The sequence below is a fragment of the Neobacillus terrae genome, assembly GCF_011393025.1.
Classification (GTDB): Bacteria; Bacillota; Bacilli; order Bacillales; family Cytobacillaceae; genus Neobacillus_A; species Neobacillus_A terrae.
This window is the reverse complement of record NZ_JAAOEO010000021.1, coordinates 12,447-38,652: the sequence shown is the minus strand read 5'-3', so window position 1 is coordinate 38,652 and position 26,206 is coordinate 12,447. Positions and strand designations below refer to the sequence as shown.

At 39.8% G+C, this 26,206-nt stretch carries 24 protein-coding genes and 1 other annotated feature; of the genes, 16 read left to right on the top strand and 8 right to left on the bottom strand.

Annotation, left to right across the window (positions count from 1 at the left end; translation table 11 throughout):
* Nucleotides 1-2: 2 nt before the first annotated feature.
* Together G8761_RS21405 and G8761_RS21400 are read right to left on the bottom strand one after the other, a co-directional pair.
* Nucleotides 3-872 carry a C39 family peptidase gene (locus G8761_RS21405; RefSeq protein WP_207789301.1) on the bottom strand — a complete coding sequence of 290 codons (870 nt, stop codon included), beginning with the start codon at nucleotides 870-872 and terminating at the stop codon, nucleotides 3-5.
* A 96-nt stretch (nucleotides 873-968) separates the two neighbouring features.
* A complete protein-coding gene (locus G8761_RS21400; RefSeq protein WP_166030006.1) occupies nucleotides 969-1,478 on the bottom strand; it encodes a gamma carbonic anhydrase in 510 nt (169 codons plus the stop codon).
* 174 nt (nucleotides 1,479-1,652) lie between these two features.
* Between G8761_RS21400 and G8761_RS21395 the strand changes: the two genes are divergently transcribed.
* Nucleotides 1,653-2,459: an alpha/beta hydrolase gene (locus G8761_RS21395; RefSeq protein ID WP_166030005.1), complete on the top strand. Its 807-nt coding sequence runs from the start codon at nucleotides 1,653-1,655 to the stop codon at nucleotides 2,457-2,459.
* A gap of 103 nt (nucleotides 2,460-2,562) precedes the next feature.
* Nucleotides 2,563-3,645 (top strand): tetraprenyl-beta-curcumene synthase family protein, encoded by a 1,083-nt coding sequence (locus G8761_RS21390; RefSeq protein WP_166030004.1) that lies wholly within the window; start codon nucleotides 2,563-2,565, stop codon nucleotides 3,643-3,645.
* Between the two features lie 25 nt (nucleotides 3,646-3,670).
* On the opposite strand, the gene mnmM is transcribed toward G8761_RS21390, so the two are convergent.
* Together mnmM and mnmL are read right to left on the bottom strand one after the other, a co-directional pair.
* Nucleotides 3,671-4,246 carry a tRNA 5-(aminomethyl)-2-thiouridylate-methyltransferase MnmM gene (gene mnmM, locus G8761_RS21385; RefSeq protein WP_166030003.1) on the bottom strand — a complete coding sequence of 192 codons (576 nt, stop codon included), beginning with the start codon at nucleotides 4,244-4,246 and terminating at the stop codon, nucleotides 3,671-3,673.
* 3 nt (nucleotides 4,247-4,249) lie between these two features.
* Nucleotides 4,250-5,209, bottom strand: coding sequence for a tRNA modification radical SAM protein MnmL/YtqA (gene mnmL, locus G8761_RS21380; RefSeq protein WP_166030002.1), 960 nt, complete (start codon nucleotides 5,207-5,209; stop codon nucleotides 4,250-4,252).
* Between the two features lie 263 nt (nucleotides 5,210-5,472).
* Between mnmL and G8761_RS21375 the strand changes: the two genes are divergently transcribed.
* The 5 genes from G8761_RS21375 to G8761_RS21355 all read left to right on the top strand — a co-directional run bounded on the left by G8761_RS21375 (nucleotide 5,473) and on the right by G8761_RS21355 (nucleotide 10,948).
* On the top strand, nucleotides 5,473-5,730 hold the full coding sequence (locus G8761_RS21375; protein ID WP_166030001.1) for a YtzC family protein: 258 nt from the start codon (nucleotides 5,473-5,475) through the stop codon (nucleotides 5,728-5,730).
* A gap of 18 nt (nucleotides 5,731-5,748) precedes the next feature.
* Nucleotides 5,749-5,928, top strand: coding sequence for a glycogen biosynthesis protein GlgD (locus G8761_RS21370; RefSeq protein WP_166030000.1), 180 nt, complete (start codon nucleotides 5,749-5,751; stop codon nucleotides 5,926-5,928).
* A 446-nt stretch (nucleotides 5,929-6,374) separates the two neighbouring features.
* Entirely contained in the window at nucleotides 6,375-7,565 is a 1,191-nt protein-coding gene (locus G8761_RS21365; RefSeq protein ID WP_166029999.1) for an MDR family MFS transporter, read from the top strand.
* Between the two features lie 277 nt (nucleotides 7,566-7,842).
* Nucleotides 7,843-8,057: a binding site (T-box leader), on the top strand.
* Nucleotides 8,058-8,147: 90 nt separating this feature from the next.
* A complete protein-coding gene (gene leuS / locus G8761_RS21360; protein ID WP_166029998.1) occupies nucleotides 8,148-10,565 on the top strand; it encodes a leucine--tRNA ligase in 2,418 nt (805 codons plus the stop codon).
* Between the two features lie 83 nt (nucleotides 10,566-10,648).
* Nucleotides 10,649-10,948: a rhodanese-like domain-containing protein gene (locus G8761_RS21355; RefSeq protein ID WP_166029997.1), complete on the top strand. Its 300-nt coding sequence runs from the start codon at nucleotides 10,649-10,651 to the stop codon at nucleotides 10,946-10,948.
* Between the two features lie 54 nt (nucleotides 10,949-11,002).
* Here the strand turns inward: G8761_RS21355 and G8761_RS21350 are convergent, their stop codons facing one another.
* Nucleotides 11,003-11,980, bottom strand: a complete 978-nt coding sequence (locus G8761_RS21350) for a cation diffusion facilitator family transporter (RefSeq protein WP_166029996.1) — start codon at nucleotides 11,978-11,980, stop codon at nucleotides 11,003-11,005.
* Between the two features lie 181 nt (nucleotides 11,981-12,161).
* Between G8761_RS21350 and G8761_RS21345 the strand changes: the two genes are divergently transcribed.
* Entirely contained in the window at nucleotides 12,162-12,347 is a 186-nt protein-coding gene (locus G8761_RS21345) for a sporulation protein Cse60 (protein WP_027322098.1), read from the top strand.
* A gap of 32 nt (nucleotides 12,348-12,379) precedes the next feature.
* Here the strand turns inward: G8761_RS21345 and G8761_RS21340 are convergent, their stop codons facing one another.
* A complete protein-coding gene (locus tag G8761_RS21340) occupies nucleotides 12,380-13,648 on the bottom strand; it encodes a BaiN/RdsA family NAD(P)/FAD-dependent oxidoreductase (protein ID WP_166029995.1) in 1,269 nt (422 codons plus the stop codon).
* 259 nt (nucleotides 13,649-13,907) lie between these two features.
* On the opposite strand from G8761_RS21340, the gene G8761_RS21335 reads away from it, so the two are divergent.
* Nucleotides 13,908-15,524: a putative polysaccharide biosynthesis protein gene (locus G8761_RS21335; RefSeq protein WP_166029994.1), complete on the top strand. Its 1,617-nt coding sequence runs from the start codon at nucleotides 13,908-13,910 to the stop codon at nucleotides 15,522-15,524.
* Between the two features lie 23 nt (nucleotides 15,525-15,547).
* Nucleotides 15,548-16,267, top strand: a complete 720-nt coding sequence (locus tag G8761_RS21330; RefSeq protein ID WP_166029993.1) for a pseudouridine synthase — start codon at nucleotides 15,548-15,550, stop codon at nucleotides 16,265-16,267.
* Between the two features lie 733 nt (nucleotides 16,268-17,000).
* Here the strand turns inward: G8761_RS21330 and G8761_RS21325 are convergent.
* A complete protein-coding gene (locus tag G8761_RS21325; RefSeq protein ID WP_081680106.1) occupies nucleotides 17,001-17,222 on the bottom strand; it encodes a DeoR family transcriptional regulator in 222 nt (73 codons plus the stop codon).
* Between the two features lie 525 nt (nucleotides 17,223-17,747).
* Here G8761_RS21325 and pepV point away from each other — a divergent pair.
* A complete protein-coding gene (pepV, locus tag G8761_RS21320) occupies nucleotides 17,748-19,169 on the top strand; it encodes a dipeptidase PepV (RefSeq protein WP_166029992.1) in 1,422 nt (473 codons plus the stop codon).
* Nucleotides 19,170-19,239: 70 nt separating this feature from the next.
* Nucleotides 19,240-20,106: a D-amino-acid transaminase gene (dat, locus tag G8761_RS21315; RefSeq protein ID WP_166029991.1), complete on the top strand. Its 867-nt coding sequence runs from the start codon at nucleotides 19,240-19,242 to the stop codon at nucleotides 20,104-20,106.
* 86 nt (nucleotides 20,107-20,192) lie between these two features.
* Here dat and cysK read toward each other — a convergent pair whose 3' ends face one another.
* Nucleotides 20,193-21,119, bottom strand: a complete 927-nt coding sequence (cysK, locus tag G8761_RS21310) for a cysteine synthase A (protein WP_166029990.1) — start codon at nucleotides 21,117-21,119, stop codon at nucleotides 20,193-20,195.
* Nucleotides 21,120-21,324: 205 nt separating this feature from the next.
* Between cysK and thpR the strand changes: the two genes are divergently transcribed.
* The 4 genes from thpR to pulA are packed head-to-tail and all read left to right on the top strand — an operon-like array spanning nucleotide 21,325 to nucleotide 26,071.
* Entirely contained in the window at nucleotides 21,325-21,894 is a 570-nt protein-coding gene (gene thpR / locus G8761_RS21305; RefSeq protein WP_166029989.1) for an RNA 2',3'-cyclic phosphodiesterase, read from the top strand.
* A 31-nt stretch (nucleotides 21,895-21,925) separates the two neighbouring features.
* Nucleotides 21,926-22,897: an NERD domain-containing protein gene (locus G8761_RS21300; RefSeq protein ID WP_166029988.1), complete on the top strand. Its 972-nt coding sequence runs from the start codon at nucleotides 21,926-21,928 to the stop codon at nucleotides 22,895-22,897.
* A gap of 56 nt (nucleotides 22,898-22,953) precedes the next feature.
* Complete coding sequence (locus tag G8761_RS21295) at nucleotides 22,954-23,934, top strand: diacylglycerol/lipid kinase family protein (protein ID WP_166029987.1); 981 nt, start codon at nucleotides 22,954-22,956, stop codon at nucleotides 23,932-23,934.
* Entirely contained in the window at nucleotides 23,924-26,071 is a 2,148-nt protein-coding gene (gene pulA / locus G8761_RS21290) for a type I pullulanase (RefSeq protein ID WP_338001013.1), read from the top strand. The genes G8761_RS21295 and pulA overlap by 11 nt, the downstream gene beginning before the upstream one ends.
* Nucleotides 26,072-26,206 lie beyond the last annotated feature (135 nt).

Here is a 26,206-nt window from a genome sequence, read left to right as displayed (position 1 = left end):
TATTAGTTGGGAAGGTAGGTAATAGCCTGCCTCCCCATTTGCACCCAGGATTCTTCGAAATCCGCAATGGGTGCTTTTTTATTTTTCACACCTGTAAGTGGGTCATTAAAATAAACGTATTCACGGTCGTACCCAGTTAAAAGAACTGAATGCTCTTTATATGTTATTTTTACAGGGCGAGAAGGGGTACTCCATGTTTGAAACAGGCTTTCATTAAGTTTCTGATAAGAAGTATTTACTATTACCCAAACAGGGCGATTATCAGACAGGTGAATTTTTAATTCGTCAAAATCTGCTCCTGATAAATCATCTACTCTGCCGGGTAGATATTTTTCTGCCAGCTGGCTTATCGGCTTGTGATATACACCGAGACCAGGTTTTCTTAAATCAAACATATTTCCAACAAATCCGACATTAGGGTTTCCAAAAAAAACTTTTCCGGAGGAGATGCTATAGGGTGTTGAATCCTTCTGAATTTCTTTAGCAAGAGTGAGTTTGGATACTTTTACTCCCGCATCGTTTAGCATCATAGCCAGGCTTGTCACCTCGCACCCGCGGGGCAGTTCAGGCAATTGTGAAATAAAGGGTGCATTAAGGATAACTTTTTCCTTTATCTTGATGATCGGTATGCCCATGTTATTCTGAAAAAGTTTTTGGTTTTTATCTGCTTGCTGATTAAAAATACTTTTAATCGTGTTCATAGCCTTTGCTGCATGGGCTGGCTGGAAGTTATCCCAAATAAAGGATGACGCAAGACCCAGAATAAGAAATAAGAATAATAATGCGGCTTTTAGAAAAACACCTGCTTTTCTTTTCATCTTAATAACCAATAGCAGAACTATAAAAGCAGCAATAAAATATAACACATCCATATCAATCACCTAATTCTTTCCCTTTGATATTTATATCGGCAGATAATGGAGTGTATTAAGCTTTAATCGTTCATACTAAGTATTAAGAGGGTTTATTTATTTTAGAGATTTATAAAAAGCACCTTTTTCGGCGTATTCTCTTACGATTCGTTCCATATCTTTTATATCTTCTTCATTTAGTTCCCGGATTACTTTAGCCGGCCTTCCAAACGCAAGTGTGTTAGGGGGGATTTTTTTTCCTTGAGGGACAAGGCTCCCAGCCCCAATAAAAGCTCCTTCGCCGATTTCAGCCTGATCCAGAACAATGGAACCCATCCCGATAAGGGCTTTTTTTCTAATAATGCAGCTATGAAGGATCACCTGGTGCCCGATTGTAACTTCATCTTCGATAACTAAAGGGTTATTTGGGCTTTGATGAAGAACTGAATTATCCTGGATGCTTACTCTCTTGCCTATTTTTGTAGGAGCAACATCTCCCCGTATAACGGTATTAAACCAGACACTTGATTCATCGCCTATGACGACATCTCCTGTTATTGTGGCATAATCAGCAACAAATGCAGAATCAGATATTTGCGGATGCTTATCTTTGTAGGGATATATCATTTGAGCATTCTCCTTTTCATTTATATAATTAAATTTTATCGGAATAACTTGCAGACGAAAAGCTTTTGGCACGGAACTTTGTGCGGAGTATGGTATAGTACAGTTATCGTTGGAACAAGACTTTTAACAGGGGAATCACCCTGATCGAATAAATATCTTTAGGAGTGAAAAAACATGTGGAAATGGGAAGCTGAAGGAGAAGCAAAAGCTGTCATTGTCATGGTGCATGGAGCAATGGAGCATCATCGCAGATATGGCTGGCTGATCGAAAAGTGGCGCCTCTCAGGCTTTCATGTCGTAATGGGAGACCTTCCTGGCCAGGGGATGACAACCAGAGCACGCCGGGGCCATATTGATTCCTTTGATGAATATATCATTGAAGTAAAAGATTGGGTTCAGGCAGCTTACCAATATAATCTTCCTGTTTTTTTGCTGGGTCACAGTATGGGTGGCCTGATTACCATTCGCCTTCTTCAGGAGGAACGGCTGAACCTTGCAGGGGTGATTCTTTCCTCCCCGTGTCTTGGTCTGGTTAATGAACCTTCAAAACTCCTTAAGGCATTATCTTTAGGGTTAAATGCTGCCCTGCCAAATTTAAGGCTTAGTTCCGGACTGACAGTCGACATGGCAACAAGAAACATGGATGTTCGGGAAGCGGATGTTAACGATACTTTGTATGTAACCAAAGTGTCGGTAAGGTGGTACAGGGAACTTTCGGCTGCTATGAAGGAAGCTTTTGTAAGCATTGAAAAAACGCAGGATGTACCTATGCTCCTTATGCAGGGCGGGGATGATAAAATCGTTAAAAAAGATAATGTGAAAGACTGGTTTAACCGGGTTCAGCTCTCGGAGAAACGTTTCAAGGAATGGCCCAAATGCTATCATGAGATTTTTAACGAACCTGAGCGTGAGGAAGTATTTGAATATGCCAATGATTTTGTTAAAAGTCAGCTAAAGGCAATAGGGTATATTCTTGAATAAAGAATTCCCCTAAGTTTATCCACTGTCAATTTAAAATAATTGTCTAGCTGCAGCGCCAAAGATTGGCGCTTGCGCTTTTCTTAGTAAGGAGATTGTCTTTTTTATGAAGCCTATTAGCTTAATGTCAAGGGTGTACCGTAAAATTCTGCCGGCAGCACATCAGGAGCTTGGATACTGGAAAAGCAGGGCGGACCAGATTCCAAACCCGGAATTGCGAAAACAAGCCATTGCAAGTATAGAAACAAAAACGTTCCATTGTGAGGGCGGGTCGATTTTGGCTTTAATGGCTAATGAAGATTATAAAAAAGCCATCAAATTTATTGTTGCTTACCAGACGATTAGTGATTATCTGGACAATCTTTGTGACAGGAGTACTTCTCTTGATCCAGTGGATTTTGCCTGCTTACATGAATCCATGAGGGATGCCTTAAAGCCAGAATGTGAATTTCAAAATTATTACCGTTATCGGGAAGACCAGAACGACGGAAACTATTTGGCTGAGTTATCTGAAACCTGCCGTTCTGTTATAAGAGAGCTCCCACATTATGACTTAATAAAAGATTACCTTATTGAACTGTGTGACTATTACTGCGATCTGCAGATCAATAAGCATGTTATCAAAGAAGAACGGGTTCCACGGCTGGTTAATTGGTTTAACCAATTTAAAATAAACCTCCCTGAAATGGAATGGTATGAATTTTCAGCTTGTTCCGGGTCAACGCTCGGTATTTTTTGTCTAATTTCTTACGCGATGCGTGAGGATTTTAGTAAAGAAGATGCGGATAATATCCGTAAGGGCTATTTTCCTTATATCCAGGGCCTCCACATTCTTCTTGATTATTTTATTGATCAGGAAGAGGACCGTATTGGCGGAGACCTCAATTTTTGTTTTTATTACGACAACCAAAAACAGCTTTTTCAGCGGCTTAAGCATTTTGTGAGCGAAGCTGACCGCTATACAGAAAAGCTTCCTCATAAGAACTTCCATAAGCTCATAAACAGGGGGCTGCTGGGGGTTTACCTGTCGGATGAAAAGGTAAGAAAACAAAAAAATGTCAGATCAATAGCAAGAGAAATAATAAAGGCAGGGGGAGGGGCAAGTTATTTTTTTTACATAAATGGTCTTGCTTACCGATCTTTACAAAAATGGGTGCCTGCTGGGCTTACCCGGATTATCTTTAAATAATAGGAAAAGGGCCCGATCGATTGGATCAGGCCCTTTTTTCTACTGCTACAATAAACGGCGGATTGTTCGCCTGATTGATAAACTGGTATTTCAGTACATGAGCGGATGCCTGTTCAAGACCCTCAAGGTAATGCAGCAGTTCATCCCGCTCAACAGCCCCTTCAGGGTGTCCGTGGTAAACAACAAGTATAATAATTCCTTCAGGTGCCATAATCTCCAACAGCTGACGGATTGCTGAGATTGTTGTATCTGGTTTTGTCACAACCGATTTATTGCCTCCAGGCAAATAGCCGAGATTAAAAATGGAAGCTTTTATTTTACCATGGTGAACTGGGGGTACCAACTCACTTATATGTTCATGTCCCTTTTTAAAAAGAACTACCCTATCAAGAAGATTGTTTTCCTTTAACCTTGATTGGCTGGAGAGAATAGCAGCTTCTTGAATATCAAAGCCATATACTATTCCAGCCTGTCCTACAAGTTTTGCCATATAAACACTATCATGACCGTTGCCAAGTGTGGCGTCTATAGCGATATCGCCGTCAGTAAGTGCCTTTGACATCAATATTCTTGCAAAGGGTAATATCCCATCAAGCTTCATGGTTTATTTTACTCCCTCAGCTTTATAAAATTTCCCCTGCCAGCTGTCACGGCGCTTCATTTCAGCATCTATGGCATTAAGGACTTCCCACTTATTGACACTCCACATTGGTCCTACCATTAAATCAATTGGGCCATCGCCTGTAATTCTGTGTACAATCATTTCTGGAGGCAGTATTTCAAGCTGATCGCAGACAAGGCTGACATAGTTATCAAATGAAAGGAACTCAAGCATCCCTTTTTCGTATTGCTTTACCATTGGTGTTCCTTTTAGCAAATGCAGAAGGTGAATTTTTATTCCTTGAACATCTAGCTTTGCCACTTCCCTGGCTGTTTCCATCATCATTTCGTTGGATTCTAAGGGAAGTCCATTGATAATGTGAGAGCAAACACGGATGCCATGTTTGCGAAGTTTTTCTACACCCTCTACATAACATTGAAAATCATGGGCTCTGTTAATCAGTAGTGCCGTTCTTTCGTGCACTGTCTGAAGACCTAGCTCGACCCATAAATAAGTTCTTTTGTTAAGCTCCGCAAGATACTCAACCACATCATCCGGCAGACAATCGGGACGTGTTGCTATGGATAATCCAACAACGTCTTCCTGTCTAAGTACCGTTTCATACTTTTCACGAAGTACCTCTACCGGAGCATGTGTATTTGTGAAGGCCTGAAAATAGGCCATATATTTACCGTCTTTCCATTTTGTATGCATCTTTTCTTTGATTTCACGGAATTGCTTTTCCAATTCGTCTGCTCGGTTACCTGCATAATCCCCTGAACCTGCTGCACTGCAAAAAGTACATCCACCGTGGGCAACGGTGCCGTCACGATTAGGACAGTCAAACCCGCCATCAAGGGCTACTTTAAATACCTTATGGCCAAATTGATTGCGCAGATGGTAATTCCATGTGTGATATCTTTTATCATCAGCTGCATATGGAAAAGGGTTAGTCTGAAGCATTCAGATTCCTCCTTTTTATATAGTTAAAAATGTTTGTTATGGTTTCGTAGCATCAAGAAGCTAATAACATAAGAAGAATTTTATCACGAAGTAGAACTCATAGCCAATTGTAATTCTTTCCCTTCCATAAACCGCCTTATTTCTCCCAGTAATTATCAGCCTTCTATCGTGATAGGAAAAACAAATTTTAAACAAAATAAGAAATGAAGCAGTTTGCTTCAAATAGCAGCAGTTAGAATACCTGCAATGAAAGGGGATTTAAGATGGCAACCCGACAATCAATGGAAGATTTCTTGCAAAAATGTGAGGATGCTATTCGATATGCCCAGGATCAGTACAGGGAGAGCAGCCTGCAGGAACAATACAATAACGTTGGCTATACAGATGCCCTGCAGCAGCTTGAAGAGAGATATAACGAATTGTGCGACCTTGCCCACAGTGCTAATGCACAGCAGCGGGACCAGCTGCACAGGATGAGACTTCAGCTTCAGCAGGTACAAAATAATATGATACTGCATTAATGTTAGGGGGAAAACAGTTTGAAAAAGCGCTCTAAACGAAATAACCCTGAACAAAAAACAAGGAACGGAATTAATAATCAAGATATCGAATTGGGAAAAGATTATGACCCAGTAAAAGAGTCTAAGAAAAAGTATGAAAAAACAGGTGGACAGCCTGTGAAATCCAAATTTCATCAGGAACAAGACCAATCTTCTTGATGATGTGATAGGAGCAAATAGAAACTCACTAAAAGGAGACTCGTTTCGAGCTCCTTTTTTTGGTTATCGAAATTCTCTCTCGTGGACATTCTTTTGATGGAGGACCGAGGATTTATCGGCAATCAACACAAGGCAAACTAGGAATGGGTCATTTATCCTCAAATAGATTTTCGTTTAGGAATTTTCTGCAAATAAAGACGGGATAATTGGAAGAAATATAGCGGTACAGAAAGTGGAAAAAAAGATTGCATGAAATTACAAAAAAGAATAGAATTACCTTTGATATTTTCAAATATCGCTTCTAAAAAGGATCTGCTCAAATTAATTCTTTTTAGAAGAAATTATAATTCAGTTGCTTTCTTATCGGCTAAATCCTTTGAGATATGACATGGAAACAACAGCATCTTTTACAGGTGCTTTTAATAATTTTGTAAAGGAGTTTTTTTATGCCGCGTGCATTATGGCTCTTGATTATTGGGATGGCAGTCAATGTTACTGGCTCTTCTTTTTTATGGCCTTTAAACACCATCTATATTCATGACCATTTAGGAAAGTCTTTATCGATGGCCGGAGTGGTTCTCATGTTAAATTCGGCTGCAAGTGTAATTGGTAATTTATATGGCGGAAATCTTTTTGATAAAATTGGAGGATTTAAATCCATCCTGCTTGGAATTGGTATTACTCTGGCTGCGCTTGTGGGATTGACATTCTGGCATGGATGGCCGGAATATATTGTCTTATTAACTATAGTCGGCTTTGGAACCGGTATCGTTTTCCCCTCAATGTATGCTATGGCGGGGTCTGTCTGGAAGGAAGGCGGACGAAAAGCCTTTAATGCAATTTATGTAGCACAAAATCTTGGAGTAGCAGTTGGAGCTGGACTTGGAGGAATAGTTGCAGAATATTCCTTTCAGCTCATCTTTTTAGCCAATACACTCATGTATGTTATCTTCCTTTTAATAGCTGTCTTTGGCTATCGGGGTATCGAGATGAATACTGCAAAATACACATCTATCATTAATGAAAACGGTTTGGTTAAAAACCATAGAAAACTGCATGCTTTGATTATTTTATGTATTGGTTATTTACTATGCTGGGTCGCTTACGTACAATGGCAGACGACAATAGCATCGTATACCCAGAAAATTCATATATCCCTGACACAATATAGTTTGTTATGGACTGTTAATGGTGCCTTAATTGTAATTGGTCAGCCATTACTAAATTTGTTCTTGAAAAAGTTTGGGAAATCGCTGAAAAAGCAAATGATCATTGGTATAGTAATTTTTATCATTTCTTTCCTTGTGGCTGCAAAATCAGAGGGTTTTACTGGTTTTATGACTGGAATGATAATACTTACCATAGGGGAAATGTTTATTTGGCCGGCTGTCCCTACAGTAGCAAACGATCTTGCTCCTAAAGGACGAGAGGGATTTTATCAGGGGATTGTGAATAGTACCGCTACAGGCGGCAGAATGATTGGGCCGCTGGCTGGAGGTATGCTGGCTGATTACTTTGGAATGTCTGTTCTTTTTTCAGCAATGATTATCCTGTTCTTAGTATCGATCATTACTACTGCAATGTATGATAGGAAGTTAAAAATAGTTGAGAAAGTCAGCGTGAAAATGACTTCCTGACCCTTTTTTTAGCTAATCAGACTTTATATCCATAAATTCTAAACGCACGACGGACAGGAAGTCCTAGTCAGGCGAAAGGCACAGGACAAGGAAAGCTACGTCAGCTTTGCCTCGCACGAAGAAAAAGCATAGCTTTTTCGAGGATGTGCCGTTTTGAGCGTGATAAGCAAAACTAGGGCCATTCGCCAAAAGGGCTTGGCGAATGCAAGTTTTTCTAAGTAAACTTGCATATGGCTGGGAAATTATATAAAATATCACTAGATAACAAATGAATATTTTATAAACAGTGATTAGGAGCAGTAGTGATTCATCCTGAAATAGAGAGCTGGCGGTTGGTGCAAGCCGGACGGGAACATCATGAACTCGCCTATGAGTTGCAAGTATGAATTAATCAGTAATATTTGCCGTTTTCCGCGTTAAGGATGAATGAAGTGAGTGTTAAACACTAATGTGGGTGGTACCGCGGGAAGATATAATCCTCTCGTCCCTGTTTGGGATGAGGGGATTTTTTATTTTGCTTTAGTTTATTAAAGGGTAAAGGATCTTCCATCCCGTCAGTATTTATTATAAGGAGGACCAGAAATGAATTTTCAGCATCAAAAAATCGAGAAAAAGTGGCAAAAATACTGGGAACAAAATAAAATCTTCAAAACTACTGAAGATAGCGGAAAAGAAAAATTTTACGCTTTGGATATGTTTCCATATCCATCAGGAGCAGGGCTTCATGTAGGACATCCGGAAGGCTATACTGCAACTGATATTCTTTCCCGATTCAAAAGAATGCAGGGGTATAACGTTCTTCATCCAATGGGATGGGATGCGTTCGGACTTCCTGCAGAACAATATGCATTGGATACAGGAAATGATCCGGCTGAATTTACTAAGAAAAATATTGATACTTTCCGCCGCCAGATTAAATCCCTAGGATTTTCATATGATTGGGATAGAGAAATCTCAACAACTGACCCAGAGTATTATAAGTGGACACAATGGATTTTCCTAAAGCTTTATGAAAAAGGTTTGGCGTATGTGGATGAAGTGGCAGTTAACTGGTGCCCGGCCCTTGGAACAGTTTTGGCAAATGAAGAAGTCATAGATGGCAAGAGTGAGCGTGGGGGCCACCCGGTAGAACGCAGGCCAATGAAGCAGTGGGTTTTAAGGATTACAGAATATGCCGACCGTCTGCTTGAGGATTTAAATGAACTGGATTGGCCTGAAAGCCTAAAGGATATGCAGCGTAACTGGATTGGCCGTTCTGAGGGTGCCGAAGTAACATTCGCTATAGATGGCCACGATGAAAGCTTTACTGTTTTTACAACAAGACCGGATACACTTTTTGGTGCAACATATGCGGTCCTTGCTCCTGAGCATTCTTTAGTGGATAAAATAACAACCTCCTCCCAGCGTGAGGCAGTGGATGAATATCTTCAAAAAGTTAAAATGAAAAGTGATTTAGAACGTACTGACCTTGCAAAAGAAAAGACTGGGGTGTTTACCGGCGCCTATGCAATTAATCCGGCAAACGATGAAAAGATGCCTATCTGGATTGCTGATTATGTTCTAGTCAGCTATGGAACGGGTGCCATTATGGCGGTACCTGGCCACGATGAACGCGATTATGAATTTGCAAGAAAATTCGATTTGCCTATCGTTGAAGTAGTAGCGGGAGGAAATATTGAAGAGGAAGCATATACAGGAGACGGCGAACATATAAACTCCCAGTTCTTAAATGGAACGAATAAAGAAGAGGGAATCAAAAAGATGATTTCCTGGCTGGAAGAAAGGGGTATTGGTAAAAAGAAAGTTACCTACCGCCTTCGTGACTGGCTGTTCAGCCGTCAGCGCTACTGGGGAGAGCCTATCCCAATTATTCATTGGGAGGATGGTACTTCTTCCGCTGTTCCGGAGACTGAATTGCCGCTTCTTCTTCCTAAAACAACGGAAATCCGCCCTTCAGGAACTGGTGAATCACCATTGGCCAATATTGCAGATTGGGTAAATGTAACTGATCCGGTTACTGGCAAAAAAGGTCGCCGTGAAACCAATACTATGCCACAATGGGGCGGCAGCTGCTGGTATTATTTAAGATATGTTGATCCTCACAATGATGAGGTCTTAGCTGATCCGGAAAAATTAAAGAAATGGCTTCCTGTAGATGTTTATATCGGCGGCGCTGAGCATGCAGTATTGCATCTTCTTTATGCACGATTCTGGCACAAATTCCTTTATGATATTGGTGTTGTCTCTACCAAAGAGCCTTTCCAAAAGCTTTTCAATCAGGGAATGATTCTTGGGGAAAATAACGAGAAAATGAGTAAATCAAAGGGGAATGTAGTAAATCCTGATGATATTGTTGAAAGCCATGGAGCTGATACACTTCGCTTATACGAAATGTTTATGGGACCTCTTGAGGCATCGATTGCATGGTCTACGAATGGTCTGGACGGGTCACGCAGATTCCTTGACCGGGTATGGCGCTTATTTATGGAAGAAAATGGTGAATTGAATCCTAAGATTCACCAAAACGAAAAATCTTCAAATCTGGAGAAGGTTTACCATCAGACGGTCAAAAAAGTGACTGAGGATTATGAAGGACTTCGTTTTAATACTGCTATCTCACAAATGATGGTATTCATTAATGAAGCATATAAAGCAACAACCATTCCAAAGGAATACATGGAAGGCTTCGTAAAAATGCTATCACCGCTGTGCCCGCACGTGGCTGAAGAACTATGGGAAAAACTTGGCCATTCCGGAACTATTACCTACGAAGCATGGCCTGCTTTTGATGAGGCAAAATTAATTGATAAAGAAATTGAGATCGTCCTTCAGGTAAATGGAAAGGTTAAAGCCAAAGTAATGGTGCCTGCTGATGCAGATAAAGAAGCTCTTGAAAAAACTGCAATGGAAGATGAAAGAGTAAAAGAACAGCTTGAAGGCAAGACCATTCGCAAAGTTATTACTGTTCCGGGTAAACTCGTTAACATTGTTGCGAATTAAGATAGATTGATGATTAGTTAATATATTAAGAAAAAAACGTCCTCTGATAAAACAGGGGATGTTTTCAGAAAGGACGGTAAATTATGATTGAAATAATAACTCCAGAAGAATTGCAGCAAAAGCTTGAAGCAGGGGAAAAAGTTGAGCTGGTAGATGTTCGTGAAGACGAGGAAGTAGCCCAGGGAATGATTCCCGGCGCTACGCATATCAGGATGAGAGATATCCCAGCAAATTTGGATTATTTCTCAAAAGATAAGGAATACGTCTTTATCTGCCGCTCAAGCAGAAGAAGCGAAAACGTATGCCATTATCTTCATGATCAGGGCTTTAAAGTCCGTAACATGGTTGGCGGCATGCTTGAATGGAAAGGCGAAACAAAATAAGTAAAAATTAAAATATAAAGAAAGGAGGCAGGACCAATGGTTCGCCTCCTTTCTTTATTTAGATCCCGTATCTGCAGTTTCTTCCTGCCAATTTGGCACCCCATCGTCCTCATCAAATTCAATGATGACATCGGAAACTCCTTTTTCGGCAAAAATTCTCTTTTCCAACCTGTCTTTAATATCATCCGCTGCAGCGATGGTTAATGTTGGATCGATTTCGATTTCAACCTCAACATGTACTTCTTCCCCTTCTTTAATAACAGAAATATCCTGAATATCTTTTACATCCGGATCTTTCATAATGATATTGCCGATTTTTTCTTCCATTTCTTCATCAGCTACACCAAGAACACCTGCTGCGTTATCTAAAAAGACTTTACCTACCACGAAAAACATTAAAGCGCCGATTATTATGGATACGATTCCCTCTGCCTGGTGGAAGGGAGTAAAGTGCGATATGACAACAGCAAGGATTGCCAGCAATCCGCCTCCCGTAGCGACAGAATCCTCTAGGAAAACGAGCTTAGTAGCCGGTTTTGCTCTCCCAAAATGAGCAAAGGCCTGTGAAATGATAGCCATCCCCTTTGCTTCTATATGGCTTTCATGCAGGATTTCTTTCATCGCCTTAAATAGAACGAAGGATTCAAGCAGTGTAGCACATGCCAGTACAATAACGTTTAATAAAAAACCAGAAGATTCTTTTGGATGAATGATATGAACATAACCTTCTTTTATGGTTTCAAATGACATTATGCCAACAATCAGGACTGCTCCCAGTAATACAAGGTTTACCAATCTACCAAAGCCATTGGGAAACCGGTCGGTTGGCCCTTTTTTGCTCAGAGCTGAACCAATAAACACAAATAGTTGGTTGGCAGTGTCTCCAAGGCTGTGCATAGTTTCAGCGAACATTGCCACATTTCCTGTTGTAAAATAAGCAAATCCTTTAATAATTGCAACAGCAGCATTTACGATTGAAGCCAAAAACGCTGATTTATTTCCTCTTTTTAATAATTGAAAGAAATTCCTCATTTTTTCCCTTCTTTCGTCTAAAATTGCAGGGATAATCGAACCTTTTTAAGTAAGGGCATATTATTTCATCTCCCTTTTTCTCTTATACCCAATTATCCCGAACTTATTTTTAAACATGCATTTTCTTATAAAAATTTTAAAATATGGATAGAATGATAGAAAAAAGGAAAGGGTGAGGACTTTGATACAGGTTAAGCTTTTTGATAAGGAACATGAGAAGGATTTGGAGCGGGATATGAACTATTTTTTAAAAGGAATAGATGAAAAGAAATTGGTTGATATCAAATACAATGTTGCTGCTATCCCAGAGGAAGAAGAGGAAGAACAAATTTATTGTTTCTCTGCCATGATTATTTACAGGGCCTGATCCCACTTATCAGGCCCTATTGTTTTTAGGCTTTAGGAATTCCGTGCAGATTTTGCTGCATTCATTCCAGCCAGCCTTCCGGTAACTAGAGCCGCTGTAATGTTATAACCTCCTGTATAGCCGTGAATATCCAATATTTCACCGCAGAAAAATAATCCGTCCATTATTCTGGAACCCATAGTTTGAGGTTCAACCTCTTTTATGGATACTCCTCCACCAGTAACAAATGCTTTTTCAAGCGGAAGTGTACCATTCACCATGAAAGTGAACTGCTTACAGTCTTTTGAAAAGGATCGAAATTTATCATTACTGATGGTATTTCCCTGTGCTGAAGGGTCTATTCCATTCCGCTCAAGAAGAAACAATAAATATCGCTCCGGAATCAATCCTTTTAAGCTGTTTTTTATGCTTTTTTTAGGATCCTCTTTAACCGTTTTGACAATCTCCTGAAAAATTGATTCCTCGGTCCTGTCAGGCAGGGCATCAAGACTCATGGCTGTTTCTTTGAGGTTCCACTTTTTTAGAGCTTTTACAACAAACTGGCTGCATCTTAGAACTGCCGGACCACTTACGCCAAAATGCGTAAAAATCATATCCATGCGATGAGTAATCAATGGTTTTCCTTTTGGGTTTAGTACACTTAATCCAACACCACGAAGAGAAAGTCCCTGGAGGATCTTGGTTTTAATAAAAGGTTCATTCGATGTGACAGGAACCTCCGTTGGGAAAAGATCTGTTATAGTATGCCCAGCCTTTTCAGCCCAGGCATACCCATCTCCTGTAGAACCAGTATGGGGAACAGATTTACCTCCAACTGCAATCACTATAGACTTTGCTATAATTTTCTCACCATTTTTTAGAAGAACTCCAGAGGTCCGTCCGTTTTCATAAAAAACATCCTTAACAGGTGAGTTTGTCCAAACCTTAATCTTTAGCTGTTCAATTCTCCTGATCAATGCATCTACTACAGATTGTGCCTTATCGGAGGCAGGAAACATTCTTCCGTGGTCCTCTTCTTTTAATGCAATTCCCAGGTTCTCAAAAAATTTTATAATATCTTCATTATTAAAAATGGAAAATGCACTATATAAAAACTTACCGTTTCCAGGGAGGTGCTTTACAATCTCATCAACAGGGAGACGGTTTGTTACATTGCATCGTCCGCCGCCGGAAATCGCAAGTTTTCTCCCCAGTTTGTCCCCTTTATCAATAAGCAGAACTTTTGCTCCGCCTTCTCCCGCTGCAATCGACGCCATTAACCCGGAAGGGCCTCCTCCGATTACTACTACATCAAACTCCATTTCCGTCACCAACTTCATTAATTATTTGTGCAATATATGGAAGTCTTAATATTTAAACTTTAATTACACCCAGCTTCATCGCTGGGCCATTGCGCTTTTCCTATTATAAACATTTCCAGGCAGAGTTAAAAGGAAACTGAAAAGGTGAATTATTTAGGGTTGTTAGTAGCGGAGAGGGGAAAAGAAGAGTAAACTACACATAGTGTGCAAAAAAAGTCGAAACTCGTAATTATATCTATTATTGGCAGGAAGGGATTATATGTCATCAAAGCTTTTAAGAGGAACGTTTATATTAACAATTGGCACAATTCTTTCAAAGGTACTGGGTTTAGTTTATGTGCTGCCGTTCTATAAAATTGTGGGTTCGGATGGAACAGCGCTTTACCAGTACTCGTATGTTCCATATACCATTTTTATAAGTATTGCCACAGCAGGGGTCCCGCTTGCTGTTTCAAAGTTTATTTCTAAATATAATGCAATGGAAGAGTATGCTGTTGGCCGGAAGCTTTTTAAGTCTGGCCTGGTTGTTATGCTAACATCGGGAATTATTGCCTTTTTAATTTTGTATATAGCCTCACCTCTGATAGCCAAAATAAGTTTATCAGAAAATGCTGATGCCCAAAGCCTAAAAGAAGTAGTGACAGTAACGAGAGCTGTAAGCTTTGCGCTAATTGTTGTTCCGTTTATGAGCCTAATACGCGGCTTCTTTCAGGGACATCAGTCCATGGGGCCATCAGCTGTCTCCCAGGTTGTGGAACAGATTGTCCGTGTCTTGTTTACCCTGCTCGGTGCTTATATTGTTTTAAAGGTTTTACATGGAAGTCTCGTAACAGCTGTCAGCGTAGCAACCTTTGCGGCGTTTATTGGGGCAATCGGAAGCCTTGCTATCCTGTTTTGGTACTGGTATAAACGGAAGCCGTATCTGGATGAATTGCTTCTCCATGATAAAGGAACTATTAATATTTCATTGGGCCAAATTTATAAAGAGATAGTGGTTTATGCGGCACCCTTTGTTTTTGTAGGGATTGCCAATCCGCTTTTTCAGGCCATTGACCAAATGACCTTCAGCAGGGCATTTGACCAGATTGGTCTTGCTAAACAAGCAAAGGATGCGTTCTCAATTCTTAACTTTGAATCCCATAAGCTTGTTATTATTCCGGTTTCTCTGGCAACCGCTTTTTCGCTGACACTAGTGCCAAGCATTACAAAAGCGTTTATTGAAAATGACCGCAATAGCTTAGTTTCCCAATTGAACCAGGCTTTTCAGGTTTTGCTGTATCTGACTGTTCCTGCTGCTGTCGGCCTTTCCCTATTGGCTGACCCAGTATATACCGTCTTTTATGAATATCTTCCGGCAGGAAGTGAAGTTTTGCGTGCCTATGCTCCTGTAGCCATTTTATTTGCCCTTTATTCGGTAACAGCAGCCATTTTGCAGGGAATAAATGAACAACGGTTTACGATTCTCAGTTTGCTTGTAGGGTTATTGTTAAAGCTTAGCCTTAACATTCCGCTTATTAAATTAATGCAAACACAGGGGGCTATACTTTCCACCTCTATAGGATATCTGGCAGCAATTATTATCAACCTTTATGTAATAAAAACTTATTCTGGATATCCTTTCCGTCTTGTGATAAGGAGAACTGTTTTGATTTTGGGTATCTCTGCATTGATGTGGGCTGGAACATTTATGGTATATAAAGTTCTATTGCTTTTCTTGTCGCCTGCATCCGCCATGCAATCCATCTTAATTATCATTATTTGCGCAATGGTTGGAGCTGTGATTTATTTATACCTCAGCTTTAAAACAAAACTGATAAATCTTTTGTTTGGTGACAGGGTAGAACGGATTAAGAAAAAATTGCGCCTTCCTATTTAACTATTTCGAGTGAGGGGATATAAATGAGGCTGGATAAATTGCTCTCAAACCTTGGCTTTGGCAGCCGTAAAGAAGTGAAACAGCTTTTAAAGAGCGGGTCTGTCAAAGTAAATGATACTGTTGTAAAGGATGCTAAAATGCATGTTGATCCTGTCAATGAAATCGTTACGCTGAATGGGGAACGAATAGAGTACAGAGAGTTTGTTTATTTGATGATGAACAAGCCTCCTGGTGTTCTCTCAGCTACAGAAGATACGAGAGATGAAACAGTAATAGATTTACTTCAGATTGAAGATCAGGTTTACAATCCATTTCCCGTAGGACGACTTGATAAAGATACAGAGGGACTTTTGGTAATCACGAATGATGGACAGCTTTCCCATCGCCTGCTTTCTCCAAAAAAACATGTCCCTAAAACCTATTTTGCGGTTATAGAAGGAGAAGTAACAGAGCGTGATATTGATGCTTTTAAAAAAGGCGTGACCCTGGAAGATGGTTATTTAACAAAGCCAGGTGAATTAAAAATTTTAAAATCAGGAATTACATCAGACATCGAATTGACGATCACTGAGGGGAAATTTCATCAGGTAAAACGTATGTTTGAAGCAGTTGGCAAAAGAGTTGTCTATCTAAAAAGGCTCTCAATGGGTCCGCTTTTGCTCGATGAAACCCTCGAATTGGGTGAGTACAGAGAATTAACGGATGAAGAAGTACAAATGCTTAAAGGATACCAGGCTAAATAAGATAAATCGCTCATCCGGGGCGACTGTAGACAAACTCGAAGAATTTCGAGTTTGTCTACAGTCTTTTTTTTCTCTATAAATATAGTTGAACAGTTTAGGTAGATTTCCGCGGGCGGGGTTGAGCCGCTGTTCCCTCAGGAGTAGCCCCCCTTCACTACTATCAAGTAAAATTATCTCTAAGGTCGAAAGAACATTGAGGACTAAAAACAAGATCAATGAGCAGGAACAGTCAATGCAAAGAAAGCAAAAATCTTAAAAAGGCTCATTCAACGAATTGATTGAAGCCGAGGGCGCCTGAGCGAAGATTCACCTTTTTTCTGCATTCAGATTAAAAAAATGACAAAATGTCTCGAGAAAGCATCTCTCGAGACATTTTGTCTACAATCTGAAATCCCCATTTTCGGCGATTTTTTCTTTTTCCTCGTTAAGAAAATTATAGATTTTTACCTTGTGGAAAACTCCGAACTAGGTTATTGTAATCTAGCTCAAGCGCCCCGCACCTCGGGATCATAAGCCAAATCACTTCAGAAATCAGGACAAGAAACGCTTCGGAAGCATCCGCATCGCACTAAGGAAAAGCTTTAAGCTTTTCCGAGGATGACTACGTGATTCGTCTTATGCCTGTTGGAGGCCCACAGGACGTGGGTCAGAAAGGCGTTGCCACAGGACGTGGCGTATTTAGCCTTTCATCATCTGAACAGGGCGCTTGCGCCTTTTGTTCATCTAATATATTTTACGATGTCATTTTCACTTTTTTCTGGGTTGTTGTCCATTTTCCCCTGCTGGGACTAATGACAAGGTCATTATAGGCTAGGACATTTAAGTCTCTCTGAATGGTTCGAGGAGTGATACCAAATTCCTCTACAAGCTGCTGTGTGGAAACTGTTCCATTCTTACAAATAAACATGTAGATGCATTTGATACGGTTTAACATCCGGTTAGTCGAAGGTTTCAAAAAACCACTCCCTATCCTTTTTTCAAACCCATGGCAAATTCCTGCGATTGACAGCTGTGCTGAAGTACTGGACTCTTATGAAGTTACTATGTAATTCTTTTCCGCAAACAACTCCTTTTTGGATGGTTGTAGTGCATACTCAGATGTCATACATCTAACCTTATTCTAACTCTCTTCCTTTGGGATTGCTACAATTAAGTTTGAATTAACAAAATATTAACACTATGAAAAACTAAAAACCCCTAACTTTTGCTTCTCCCCTCTCTTGTTGTATATTATATTTTATAAAAAGATGTGTGAATATTATGATTACTTTTTTGCTTTTTTAGAAGAATAATTGATTTTTATTTAATTGGTCCCAGGGATAGGGGAAATAAATATGGAGAACATATTTTTACAAAGCCGATTAGCTAAAATAATTTCGTTTTTTCCTGAAAAATTGTAAGATTAGTTCAAGCCTGGCAGACTATTTGGGGAAGAGAATACATAATGAACAGGGAATGGGACTTTTAAGGAGGATACATCATGGCAAATATTAATTGGATGAATGAAGTAGAAAAAAGAAAAGAAGAGCTTATTAAGGACACCCAGAAACTCTTGCATATCAGGAGCCTTTTGGACGAGGAAAATTCACTGTCAGATGCTCCCCTCGGAAAGGGAGTAAAAGAGGCTCTGGATTTTATGCTTAACCTGGGTGAAAAGGATGGCTTTATTTCCAAGAATGTTGGTAATTTGGCGGGTCATCTTGAATTTGGACAGGGTAAGGAACTGCTAGGCATTCTTTGCCATGTCGATGTGGTTCCTGAAGGTGATGGCTGGACTAGCGGCCCTTTTGATGCAGAAATACGAGACGGGAAAATTTTTGCAAGGGGAGCACTAGATGATAAAGGTCCTACAATGGCTGCATATTATGCAATGAAAATAGTAAAAGAACTTGGACTTCCTTTGAAAAAACGTGTACGCATGATTGTTGGCACTGATGAAGAAAGTAATTGGCGATGTGTGGACCACTACTTTGAAAATGAGGAAATGCCAACACTTGGTTTTGCCCCTGATGCGGATTTCCCTATTATTAATGCAGAGAAGGGAATATCGGATTTTGACCTTGTTCAGAATAAACAAAATGTACCTGCGGAAGAGGCTAGAATTGAGGTTCTTCAATTTGCATCAGGACGGAGATATAATATGGTTCCTGATTTTGCTACCGCCTCATTAATCGTTCATCAGGAACAAAATGAAGTAATACAGCGATTTGAGGATTTTATGAAACAGGCAGGATTAGAAAAGCAATGCCATGTTGATAATGGGGTATTAGTTTTGGAAGTAAAAGGAGTTTCGGCACACGGCATGGAACCAAACAACGGGAAAAATGCAGGACTTTACTTAGGTGAATTTCTTTCCCAACTAAACACAGATACAAATGCAGCTCATTATTTCAAATTTCTGTCTAAGTATTTTGTGAATGATTCAAGAGGAGTTAATCTGGGAGTAGCCTATAGTGACGAGGTTTCAGGTGACCTTACTATTAATGCCGGAAAGATATCTTATTCAAAGGAAAACGGAGGAAGAATAGGGTTAAACCTTCGTTATCCTGTAACAAGCAAGATGGAGGACACAAAAGCTGTATTGGAAAATTTAATAGTAAATGAGAATTTTCATATAGATAATTTTTCTGATTCCAAGCCTCACTATGTTGATGAAAATGACTTTTTAATCCAGACTTTAAAAAAGGTCTATGAGGAGCAAACCGGTGATAAAGCAGAACTTATTGCCATTGGTGGTGGAACCTATGCCCGTTCTTTAAAATCAGGAGTGGCTTTTGGTCCTTTGTTTCCAGGGCGTCCAGATATTGCACACCAAAAAGATGAGTATATTTATATTGAGGATTTACTGAGGGCTACAGCGATTTATGCGGAGGCCATTTTTGAACTAGCTTCTAATGAATAAGTGATCTTTTTAAAAAATACGGCTGCTGTTCGTTGCAGCGATTTGCAAGTAAACGAGGGGAGAATACCAGATGGAAACTGTAATACTCAATGGGGAATTAATTGACAGAAAAGATGCAAGTATCGATGTGGAAGACCGTGGGTATCAATTCGGGGATGGTATTTATGAAGTTATTCGGGTATATAACGGAAAAATGTTTACAGCTGCGGAACATCTAGAAAGGTTCCAAAGAAGTGCTGAAAATATTGGGATGAAGGTTTCTTATTCTATTGGAGAATTAACAGCTCTCCTTCAGCAGCTAGTTGAAAAAAATAGTCTTGAATTAGGAATTGTTTACATGCAGATGTCACGAGGAATTTCTCCTCGGAACCATGCCTTTCCGGCTGCGGAGACAAAACCTACATTAGTAGCCTATACAAGAGAAATGGCCCGCCCCGAAAAAAATATGCAATCCGGAGTTAAGGCAATGCTAATGGAAGATATTCGCTGGCTTCGATGCGATATAAAAAGTCTTAATTTGCTTGGAAATTTGCTGGCCAAACAAAAGGCAGTGGAAGCTGGCTGTTTTGAGGCTATTCAGCATAGGGGAGAGACTGTTACAGAGGGAAGTTCCTCGAATATACTAATTGTTAAAGAGGGAAAAGTACTTACCCATCCTGCAGACAACCTCATTTTAAATGGGATTACCAGAAAGCAGCTGGAACAAATTTGTGTAAATAATAATATTCCTTTTGAAGAATGTACTTTTACAATTGATGAGATGCTGCATGCAGATGAGGTAATCATGACAAGTACAACCTCAGAAGTTATGCCGGTTTGCGAAATTGACGGCAAGGGGGTCAACAAGGGTGTTCCTGGCTCTGTAACACAAAGGCTGCAGAAGCTATTTACTGCTGAAATAGAAAAGCAATGCGGGGAGCTTGTATATTCTGTTTAAAAAACAAAATGCATAGAGCAGGAAATTTAAGAACAAAAAGAAGCGTGTTTCTTTCGAAGCATGCTTCTTTACTTAAAGAAATATTCCTATCTGAATAGATCACTTGACAGGTATCTCTCACCTGTATCACAGGCAATACATACCACTGCCTGATCCGGTGAGAGGCGTTTTGCGACTTCAAGAGCTGCAAAGCAGGCACCGCCGGAAGATGGTCCCACAAGAATGCCTTCTTCTCTCGCAAGGCGGCGAACTGTTTCATAAGCGTCTTCATCACTAATTTGATGGATTTCATCATAGACTTTCTGATTTAGAATTTCAGGAATAAATCCTGGGCTAGTGCCAACTAATTTATGTCTTCCAGGTTTACCGCCAGATAGAACTGGAGATCCTTTAGGTTCTACAACATGTATGGTGATATCCTTATAATGCTCCTTAAGAACTTCCCCAGTACCAGTTATAGTGCCGCCGGTCCCAGCGGTCGCAACAAATGCTCCCAATGGATGATTAATCTCTTTCATTGCCTCTATGATTTCAAGAGCAGTTGACTTTCTGTGTGCTTCAGGATTTGCTTCGTTTTCAAATTGCATCGGCATAAAACTATTTTCGATTTGTTCCACAAGCTCCTGTGCCTTCTTAATTGAACCTGGCATTTTCTCATCTCCAGGTGTTAAAACTACCTCAGCACCATATGCCTTTAATAAATTAATTCGTTCCAATGTCATAGTATCAGGCATAACCAGGATGGCCTTGTAGCCTCTGGCCGCTGCGTTCATAGCCAGTCCAATTCCTGTATTGCCACTGGTAGGCTCAATGATTGTTGCGCCCTTTTTCAAAAGGCCTGCTTTTTCTGCCTCTATGATCATATTAAAGGCTGCTCTGTCTTTAACACTTCTGCTTGGATTAAAATATTCAAGCTTTAAATAAACTGCTGCACCGTTTTCGGGTACAAGACGGTTTAGTTTTAGGAGGGGGGTTTCGCCAATTAAATCAGCGATATTGTCTACTACCTTCATGGAGTATAACTTCCTTTCTTATATTATCCGCTATTAACCGTAACTTATATTGTATACTTTCAAAGGCTTCCCTATTATCATAAAGAAATATTCTTTCCTTTATCAAATGAAAAGTTTTAATAAGGAAAAAATAAACCAGTAACGATCATTAAAAATAGTGAATTTTGTTGAAAGTAGTCTAAAATGAATGAAAAGGACTGAATTTATGGATAAACATGCACACTTCTTTTATGCCCTTAGATTACCGGAAGAAGTAAAACAGGTTATGAATGATCATTTTAAGTCTTTTAAGAACAATCTTCCTTTTGGAAGCTGGGTGCATCATGAGGATTTGCATATTACACTCGCTTTTCTTGGCTCAGCACCTGAAGATATATTGTCATCATCTAAAAGGCTTGTTGGGGAAGCCATAAACGGTTTCTCTTCATTTTCATTGGAAATTGAGCAGCTTGGTTTTTTTGGCAAAGAAGACTCACCAAGGGTTTTCTGGGCGCATACTGGGGAAAAAGAAGAATTGAAATTATTAAGAAATAAGGTATATAACGCATGTACGGTTGCCGGTTTCAAGCTGGAAACACGTCCATTTCGGCCTCATATTACACTGGCCAGAAGATGGAAGGGTACCGAACCATTTGTAATGGACAAAGCCTCCGATCTATGGAAAAGGATTCAGGAGGGCCCCATTAAGTTCCAAGCTGAAGAGGTTGTCTTATATCAAACTCATTTGGAAAGGTCTCCTAAATATGAGGTAATTTCATCCTATCGGCTTAAATAGAGAAAAACACGGGAAATGGGGGAGACGGCAAATGGGACAGTTAATAAAGCTTCAGGATTATATTTCTCGGTACGAAACGGATATTTATTCGTATCCGTCCCGCTTTACAAGGTTAAAAAGGCAGCAATGGGAAAAGACGCGGCAAAATTGGGAAACGGATGGTTTGGATGCTGCAAATCTTTCTTTTTCCCCTTTATTTCCTGAGAATGAAGAGGAAAAAGAAAAGCGTCCTTTTTTTGCTAAAATGAAGGATCTATTAAGGAAAAATAAGAAGGATGAAGAGGTTTGGACGGAAGAAACAGAAGATAATAAAAATGACGAGGAAGAAAATCCTCTCGAATTTACAGTTGATTTCCATGTTAAACCTAAAACAATTGAAGATTTAAAGAAGCAGTATCTTGACCAGCTGTTTCGGTTTCAATTGAAATGGGCCAGCTCGACTTTGTTTGAAAGATCCAACCTGCATCCCAAATTCTTTTTTGATGAAAGGCTAAAATTCTTTCTTCAGCGTTTTCCAGATACTTTTTTATGTATGTATAAACCTATTTTTCTCTTAAAAAAGGCGCCAGTGGAAACGGAGGCAATCCTGCTGACACCTTCAGAAGCCTGGTGTATTAGCTTCTTGGAGGAAGAAGATTTATCAGTTTATATAGGTTCTCCTGACCGTTTTTGGGAGAAAAAGAGAAATACAAAAGAAAGTAAAATATTAAATCCTCTTTTGGCGCTAAATCGTACTGAAAAGATTATAAGGAAAATATTTCATATGAACGAAATTGAACTTCCTATACATAAACTATTATTAAGCCGGAACGGGTATATTGATTACCCGTCATCTCCTTTCGATGTAAAACTGGTGGATTCCAGAAATTTTGAAGAATGGTTTCAATTGATGCGGTCTAATAAATCTCCTCTTAAACACATGCAGTTAAAAGGTGCGCAAGCTCTGCTCCAATACTGCAAGACTTCAAGTCTCAGAAGAATGGAGTGGGAAGAGACGGAGTAGTCCAGCTGGAAATCGAAGCAGCAAAAGTAGAAATCTATATTATTCTAAGGTGATGTATGAAGAAAATCTATTTTATTGTTAATCCTGCAGCAGGATACGGACAATGCTTAAAGACCTGGAAACTGCTTGAAGAAATATTAAGCAAAAAAAATATTAATTATCTGGCCATTTTTACCGAATACCCTGGCCATGCGAAAGAAATAGCCTGGCAGATATGTTCAAAAAGCCATCCAGAAGAAAGTCTTTTGGTTGCTGTTGGCGGTGATGGAACAGTCCATGAGGTGATCAATGGTCTTATCCATTTTCCAAATTTCAATTTTGGATTTATTCCTGGTGGAACAGGGAATGACTTTTCCAGAGGCTTCCTTATTCCTTCGAATCCGACAGAAGCAGCTGAAATGCTTATCAAGATTTCCAGTGAGCCGGGGGTACTAACCGATGCTGGAAAGATAACGATGGATCAGGAGTACTTCTTTATTAACAATATGGGCGTTGGATTTGATGCTTTGATATCTTATGAGGTAAACCGCTCTAAAGCGAAACGGATATTGAATAAGCTGTCCTTGGGCCGGCTTGTTTATGTATATTTTCTCCTCAAAAAACTTGCAGGATATAAACGAGGGAATATAGAGCTTGAGATTGAGGGAAAGCATTATGTTTTTGAGGATGCCTGGTTTGTGAGTGTTTCAAATCAGCCCTTTTACGGCGGAGGAATGAAAATTGCTCCCAATGCATCCACAGAGGATGGATTATTTGATATAACAGCTGTACACAAGATATCAAAAATAAAGCTCCTGCTTGTATTCATAAGTGTGTTTTACGGAAAGCATATTTATTTGAAAGGTGTTAGGACATTTAGAGGAAAAAAGGTGTCAATAAGGTCTTCAATACCTCTTTTTGTACATGCTGACGGGGAACCTATTGGCCAGACTCCCCTTACTATCGAACTCCTGCCGGGGGCTGTCCGTGTGTTAACGAAAACGTCAGAAACCAAGGATAAAAATTTAAATGATTGGGGTGCAGAAAGTGGACTTTAAACGTGAGTTTTTTGCTTATCTAGATGAAATGCAGAGGGTAACCATTTTACTACCCCTTACCTATCATAGTGGAATCTCTTCTGCTTTTTCCCTGCTATGCGGCTCTTACCGATTAGAACTGGAAGTAAAAGAAGTTTCGCAAATTGACCAGTATAGGAAATATATTTGTTCGGTCCCTGAGGAGGTAAGTCTGGGTGTTACCTCCTGGATTATTGATGAACATGGGGGAAGAACCGATTTGCAAACAGGTGCCGTCATCCGCACAGCCCGCTTTGAGGAGAAGTTTTATTACGATGGCATTGACCTTGGGGTCTCTATTAAACAGGGAAAAACACAATTTAAGCTTTGGGCACCTACTGCTGTACAGGTAAAAATTAAATTATTGTCACCTGACAGCCCCTATTTTGAAATTGTAAAATTGCAGAGGGAAGACAGAGGAATTTGGTCTGCCGTGATTCCTGGGGACCTGGAAGGATTCCGTTATTCTTATTTATTATTTATTGATCAGGAATGGAACGAAGCTATTGACCCATACGCAGTATCAGCAACGCCGAATGGGGAGTTTGGCGTGATAGTCAATCTCGAAAAAACAAGAATCAGCCATTCTCCTTTGCCGGCCTTTAACAATCCGGTAGACGCTGTTATCTATGAAACTCATATTAGAGATTTTACAATACATCCAAGTAGTGGAATCGTGGAAAAAGGTAAATATTTAGGAGCGGCCGAAGCAGGGACATCAGATATCCAGGGAAGACCAACTGGAATGTCCTATTTAAAGGACCTTGGGGTGACACATGTAGAATTTCTTCCGTTTAACGACTTTGCGGGAGTAGATGAACTTGATCCGGATCTCCAGTATAATTGGGGATATAATCCTCTTCACTTTAATGTACCTGAGGGAAGCTATAGTTCGAATCCGGTTGATCCCTATTCGAGAATTAATGAATTAAAAGAGATGATTCGCCGCTTCCATGAAAATGGATTACGAGTGATTATGGATGCAGTGTATAACCATGTTTATATAAGGGAATCTTCTCCCTTTGAAAAAATAGTCCCTGGTTATTATTTCAGGCATGATGAACATGGCATGCCCTCAAACGGTACCGGAGTAGGAAATGATATTGCCTCGGAACGGCTGATGGCCAGGAAATTTATTCTTGATTCAGTCCGTTTTTGGCTGGAGGAATATCGAATCGACGGTATTCGTTTTGATTTAATGGGTATCTTGGATGTCACTACGATGAATGAAATAAAAAAAATAGCAGAAAGTATCAACCCTGATGTGATCCTGTTTGGAGAAGGCTGGGATCTTAATACTCCTTTGGAGGCTGGCCAAAAGGCAATCATAAGAAATCAGTCGAAGATGAAGGGGATTGGACAATTTAATGACTTGTTCAGAGATACAATAAAGGGAAGCACTTTTAATTTATATGATAAAGGATATGCCTTGGGAAATGAGCACTATTTCGATACTGCTAAAGAGGTTTTAACAGGCAGTATAGGCTTTAAAAAGAAAGAAAAGGGACTGTTTAGTGAGCCTTCACAATCCGTCAATTATGTAGAAGCTCATGATAATAATACCCTTTGGGATAAACTGCTTGCCTGCTTTCCAGATACAGACACAAATGAACTAAAATTCTATCACCGGCTGGCCACGAGTCTTGTCTTCCTTTCGCAAGGGATTCCGTTTCTTCATAGCGGACAGGAGTTCTTTAGAACAAAGAAAGGCGTAGGAAATAGCTACCGCTCTCCTGATACTATTAATCAGCTGGATTGGGACAGACGGGGCGATTTTAATGAAAACGTGGAGTACATTAAGGGAATAATCAGCCTGAGAAAATTTTTTGGATGCTTCAGAATGAGGACAGCATATGAAATACGCCGTAAAATTACCCAGCTCGAATTACCTTCCCCAATAATTGGCCTTCATTATAATTTGGTAAATGATGACAACGGGTGGTCAGAAGTCCTTCTTTTGGTAAACCCTACACGATCGGCTGCTAAAATAAAGCTGCCTGCCGGGGAATGGACGATTTTTGCAGATAGAGTGCGTGCTGGATTAAATCCTTTCTCTACCTTTGCAAACACAGATACAGAGCTTGAGGCCGTAAGTATTAAAATTTTAGCAAAAAAATAACTGTACCTTGCCTTTTGTTTATTCTCTGATGGGGTTGACGAAAAAAGCATTTTAAGGATAAAATTTATAAAGATGGCTATTGTGATTGATGGTTTCAATAGCTGTCTTTTTATTTTAATAAAGCAATTTCTTTAA

Coding starts and splice junctions, on each gene's coding strand:
- G8761_RS21405 (WP_207789301.1), bottom strand. CDS start 872: ATGGATGTGTTATATTTTATTGCTGCTTTTATAGTTCTGCTATTGGTT.
- G8761_RS21400 (WP_166030006.1), bottom strand. CDS start 1,478: ATGATATATCCCTACAAAGATAAGCATCCGCAAATATCTGATTCTGCA.
- G8761_RS21395 (WP_166030005.1), top strand. CDS start 1,653: ATGTGGAAATGGGAAGCTGAAGGAGAAGCAAAAGCTGTCATTGTCATG.
- G8761_RS21390 (WP_166030004.1), top strand. CDS start 2,563: ATGAAGCCTATTAGCTTAATGTCAAGGGTGTACCGTAAAATTCTGCCG.
- mnmM (WP_166030003.1), bottom strand. CDS start 4,246: ATGAAGCTTGATGGGATATTACCCTTTGCAAGAATATTGATGTCAAAG.
- mnmL (WP_166030002.1), bottom strand. CDS start 5,209: ATGCTTCAGACTAACCCTTTTCCATATGCAGCTGATGATAAAAGATAT.
- G8761_RS21375 (WP_166030001.1), top strand. CDS start 5,473: ATGGCAACCCGACAATCAATGGAAGATTTCTTGCAAAAATGTGAGGAT.
- G8761_RS21365 (WP_166029999.1), top strand. CDS start 6,375: ATGCCGCGTGCATTATGGCTCTTGATTATTGGGATGGCAGTCAATGTT.
- leuS (WP_166029998.1), top strand. CDS start 8,148: ATGAATTTTCAGCATCAAAAAATCGAGAAAAAGTGGCAAAAATACTGG.
- G8761_RS21355 (WP_166029997.1), top strand. CDS start 10,649: ATGATTGAAATAATAACTCCAGAAGAATTGCAGCAAAAGCTTGAAGCA.
- G8761_RS21350 (WP_166029996.1), bottom strand. CDS start 11,980: ATGAGGAATTTCTTTCAATTATTAAAAAGAGGAAATAAATCAGCGTTT.
- G8761_RS21340 (WP_166029995.1), bottom strand. CDS start 13,648: ATGGAGTTTGATGTAGTAGTAATCGGAGGAGGCCCTTCCGGGTTAATG.
- G8761_RS21335 (WP_166029994.1), top strand. CDS start 13,908: ATGTCATCAAAGCTTTTAAGAGGAACGTTTATATTAACAATTGGCACA.
- G8761_RS21330 (WP_166029993.1), top strand. CDS start 15,548: ATGAGGCTGGATAAATTGCTCTCAAACCTTGGCTTTGGCAGCCGTAAA.
- pepV (WP_166029992.1), top strand. CDS start 17,748: ATGGCAAATATTAATTGGATGAATGAAGTAGAAAAAAGAAAAGAAGAG.
- dat (WP_166029991.1), top strand. CDS start 19,240: ATGGAAACTGTAATACTCAATGGGGAATTAATTGACAGAAAAGATGCA.
- cysK (WP_166029990.1), bottom strand. CDS start 21,119: ATGAAGGTAGTAGACAATATCGCTGATTTAATTGGCGAAACCCCCCTC.
- thpR (WP_166029989.1), top strand. CDS start 21,325: ATGGATAAACATGCACACTTCTTTTATGCCCTTAGATTACCGGAAGAA.
- G8761_RS21300 (WP_166029988.1), top strand. CDS start 21,926: ATGGGACAGTTAATAAAGCTTCAGGATTATATTTCTCGGTACGAAACG.
- G8761_RS21295 (WP_166029987.1), top strand. CDS start 22,954: ATGAAGAAAATCTATTTTATTGTTAATCCTGCAGCAGGATACGGACAA.